The organism is Granulicatella balaenopterae, from assembly GCF_900111135.1.
Lineage (GTDB): Bacteria > Bacillota > Bacilli > Lactobacillales > Aerococcaceae > Granulicatella > Granulicatella balaenopterae.
Genome location: NZ_FOGF01000067.1, coordinates 1 through 4,171 on the forward strand (window position 1 = coordinate 1; position 4,171 = coordinate 4,171).

3 protein-coding genes and 1 pseudogene are annotated in these 4,171 nt (G+C 33.9%); 3 read left to right on the forward strand and 1 reads right to left on the reverse strand.

What is annotated here, in order from left to right:
• Positions 1-320: 320 nt before the first annotated feature.
• A complete protein-coding gene (locus BMX09_RS09520; RefSeq protein WP_089748046.1) occupies positions 321-1,166 on the reverse strand; it encodes a MurR/RpiR family transcriptional regulator in 846 nt (281 codons plus the stop codon).
• Positions 1,167-1,311: 145 nt separating this feature from the next.
• Here BMX09_RS09520 and murQ point away from each other — a divergent pair, with 145 nt between their 5' ends.
• The 3 genes and pseudogenes from murQ to BMX09_RS10330 form a co-directional block, all read left to right on the forward strand.
• Positions 1,312-2,217: an N-acetylmuramic acid 6-phosphate etherase gene (gene murQ, locus BMX09_RS09525; protein ID WP_218138949.1), complete on the forward strand. Its 906-nt coding sequence runs from the start codon at positions 1,312-1,314 to the stop codon at positions 2,215-2,217.
• Positions 2,214-3,638 carry a PTS transporter subunit EIIC gene (locus tag BMX09_RS09530; RefSeq protein WP_089748050.1) on the forward strand — a complete coding sequence of 475 codons (1,425 nt, stop codon included), beginning with the start codon at positions 2,214-2,216 and terminating at the stop codon, positions 3,636-3,638. The genes murQ and BMX09_RS09530 overlap by 4 nt, the downstream gene beginning before the upstream one ends.
• Positions 3,639-3,933: 295 nt before the next feature.
• Positions 3,934-4,067 (forward strand): annotated as a pseudogene (locus BMX09_RS10330) (KDGP aldolase); the annotation flags it as partial.
• Positions 4,068-4,171 lie beyond the last annotated feature (104 nt).

A 4,171-nucleotide genomic window follows, 5' to 3' on the forward strand; every position in this document is an offset into this window, starting at 1 on the left:
ATATCGTAACATAATAACTATTTATGCAATTAAAACAACAAAAAACATGCATTACTACACTCAGCTGATAATTATAGGAACTGTACTCACTTGAGAACTAAAATTTTTTAATGATGGAAACATACAATAAAAAAGTAAAAAAGAGATCATACAGTATTATCTGTATGATCTCTTTTTCTACTCCATCAACCCTATTTGACAAAGAGCCGTTGAGGAATGTTCTTTTCTTTGATAGTTAGTAGTAATTGTATTGAATAAATGAAATTCAGATAACTACAACATGGTGTTAATAGACATTTTGGTTGGCATCGATAACAAATTTACTTTTTGTCTTTGATTATTTGTGTTTTGGTAAGTTGCTGTAGACAATTATCATAATGAACGGATACATAGGCTGAATAAAGAATATCTGTTATGTATTGCTGTGATATACGGGAAGCTATAGCACCACTTCTTACTATAGGTTCTTGCGAAGTTGTATATAGTTTGTAGTCAGAAAGATCTGAAACAGGAGAAGGTATACAACGAGTGATTGCAATAATTGGCGTATGATGTAATTTTAGTTCTTTGACACAGGCGAGAATTTCCTCAGTATGGCCACTATAGGTAACGATAATTGCAAGATCATTTGGGGTAGAATTACGAGCAGTGATGAGTTGATTATGCCAATCTTCATTAATTAAACATGTTTTATTTATGCGTAAAAATTTCATATATGCATCTTTTGCACTGCAATAAGATGCACCAATCCCAAAGAATAATAAACGATTGGATTTATGTATAAGAGTAACACATCTATCAAGGGTTTCAACTTCCATCAATTTACTTGTTTCTAGTAGAGCAGTTGTTGACAAAGAAGTGATTTTGCGAATGGTATTCTTTGTAGATTCACTTTTTTTGATTGCACTATTGTGTCTTGTAAAGTTTGACTCTTGTGATGCTAGTTCTATGATTAGAGCATTCTTGAATTGGCGAAACCCATTGAATCCCATTTTTTTGATTGTTCTCAAAACAGTAGAAGGTGATGAGAAAGATTCTTTTGCTAGTTGGTGTATAGAGTCGGTAGATGCTTCTCTTGGATGTAGAAGTATGTAGTCACATACACTTTTTTCTGTGGGAGATAATTCAGTACGTTTTTCTTTAAGGTGAATAAGTGGATTTTTCATATATTTGGTTCTCCTTTTCTGCTTATTTTGTTCAAATGCTGGTACTTTGTGCCGATAGATAGCGCTTTCGTTGAAATAATTGTATCATATATGTTAATTTAAAGCTAGGTTAAGAATTAATTACAAGGAGGTGAATAAATTGGAGATAAATTTGAAGAATATGGCAACTGAAAAACGGAATGTTAAGACAATGGAATTAGATTGTATGAGCTCGTTTGAAATCGTATCGATTATGAATTCAGAAGATCAGAGTGTACCTATTGCGATACATCCACATTTGAAATCTATTGCACAGATTGCAGATTGGGTAGCGAAAGCAATTATGGCTGGTGGTCATTTGTACTATATAGGCGCAGGTACAAGTGGGCGTTTGGGGGTACTAGATTCTGTTGAATGTCCTCCAACATTCGGAGTCAATTCTAATACCGTAGTAGGATTGATTGCTGGGGGGGATGGTGCTTTTGTAAAAGCAAAAGAAGGTGCAGAAGACAGCAAAATTCTTGGGCGTAATGATTTAATTGAAGTTAATTTGACAAACAAGGATGTTGTAATTGGTATTGCGGCAAGTGGGAGAACACCTTATGTTATTGGAGCTCTAGAATATGCCAATGAAGTTGGGTGTAAGACAGCTACTATTTCTTGTAATAAAGATTCTGAGATTGGTAAGGTTGCTAAGTTGGCAGTTGATGTTGTTGTAGGACCTGAAGTGTTAACAGGAAGTACACGTTTAAAGGCAGGTACAGCACAAAAGATGATTCTAAATATGATTTCAACTACTGCGATGGTTCAATGTGGAAAAGTCTATCAAAATTTAATGGTTGATGTTCAGCAAACAAATCAAAAGCTTTGTGTTAGAGCACGCCAAATAGTGCAAGAGGCTACAGGGGTTGATAAACAAATGGCTGATCAGGTTTTATCACAAGCACAGGGATCATGTAAGAGTGCGATTATTATGATTCTTACTGGTTGTAGCTATGAAAAGGCATTGCAACTGTTAGAAGATGCAAATGGTCAAGTTCGTACCGCAATTGAAAAGGAGATGAAATTATGACAAATGAATTGATATCAAACAAGATTCTTGAATTAGTTGGTGGCAAAGAAAATGTTGTTTCAGCAATCTCATGTATGACACGCTTACGTGTAGATTTGAAAGATAGGTCTAAAGTGAATATCGAAGAAATTAAGAAAGTCGATGGAGTTATTGGGGTAGTTGAAGATGAAACACTTCAAGTGGTTTTAGGTCCTGGTAAAGCAACTAAGATTACTGATATTTTCTGCGAACAAGCATGTCTAAAGGAAAAAAAACAAGTTAATTCATGGGAAGAAAATAAAAAAGCTGTAAAAGATGGTCAAAATGAATCAAAAGGTAAAGCATTCTTAAGAATGCTTGCTAATATCTTTATTCCATTAATCCCAGCTATTATTGCAGGTGGATTATTCTTTGGGATAGCAAGTTTGATTGGGCAAACAGCTCCTGAAGTGGTTGCTAGTAAACATGGATTTTTATTCATCTTACAACAATTGTGCTTATTGTTTGGTGGATCATTCCTAGGTTACTTTTCAATTTATACTGGCATAAATGCTGCTAGACAATTTGGCGCAACTCCCGCACTTGGTGGTATGCTTGGTGGTATTTCGATTGGTTCTCAAATTGTAGTAATTTCTACAGCACTTGGTCTATATAATACTGATGTTCCACTAGAATCAATTTTAACAATAGGTAAAGGTGGTGTTATCGGTGTTATTCTTGGGGTTTGGATTCTTTCAAAAGTAGAATCTTACTTACATAAGCATGTACCTGATATATTGGATTTGATTCTTACTCCATTATTAGCAATATTCATTGTTGGAACATTATATGTTCTTGTATTAATGCCTTTAACAGGTTGGGTATCTGATGGATTGGTATATTTATTAAGTCTATTAATCGCATCAAGTAATCCAGTAGTAAGTGTAATTTCAGGGTATGTTTTAGCAGCGGTATTCTTACCAATGGTACTTTTAGGATTACACCATGGATTAATTCCAATCTATGCATTGCAATTAGAATCTATGGGAGGAGTTAGTTTATTCCCTGTACTTGCAATGGCAGGAGCTGGTCAAGTTGGAGCAACAATTGCAATTTATGTAAAGTGTAAGAAAAATGGAAACAAACCTCTGCAAAAGACAATCATCGGAGCTTTACCAGCTGGATTCTTAGGTGTAGGGGAACCACTTATTTATGGTGTTACTCTTCCTTTAGGAAAACCATTTATCACTGCAGGTTTAGGTGCGGGATTTGGTGGAGCTTATGTAATGTTTATGAAAGTAATGGCAGTTGCTTGGGGACCATCTGGACTTGTTGCAATTCCTTTAATGAAGACTCCTACAATGATGATGCATTATTTCATTGGTCTTGTGATTTCTTATTTAGCTGCCTTCATCATTACAACTATTGGAATAAATACGAAAGATATAGAAGAGTCTGCATAATGTAGGTTTATCTATTTACGCATCTAGCTTTGATATACAAAAGGCGTATTTGGAATATATGGTAGTTTCGAATATGCTAGTATTTATTTTTTTGACATATTAAAGAAGAACTAGATGTGTTGTATGTGCAAACAATGAAAAAGACACATCTTGGTTAAAGTTTAAAAAGTGTTTTGTAATAGCAGATGTTGATCAAGAAATAGTAAATTTATTTGGCGTTAAAAATATGCATGCATTAAAAGAAAAATTGGATTTGAATGCGTTGTGATTAGATTGCGGATTTGCTAATGTATAAATTATTCAAATTGCTTATGATGCAGGAGTTAAAAAATTATTCCTCACGTATATTCATCTATTATTAACCAAGAAACTAAAAATACTAATCCGGAAGATATGAAGACATTAATGGATATTGTAAAAAAGTTGTTAACAAATAAGGGTTCTACAATAAATGATGTTGTTGAAGAAATTCTTCAATGGCATCATTTATTTTTTTATACACAAAAAGCATCTGATGCCCTATAATAAAATCG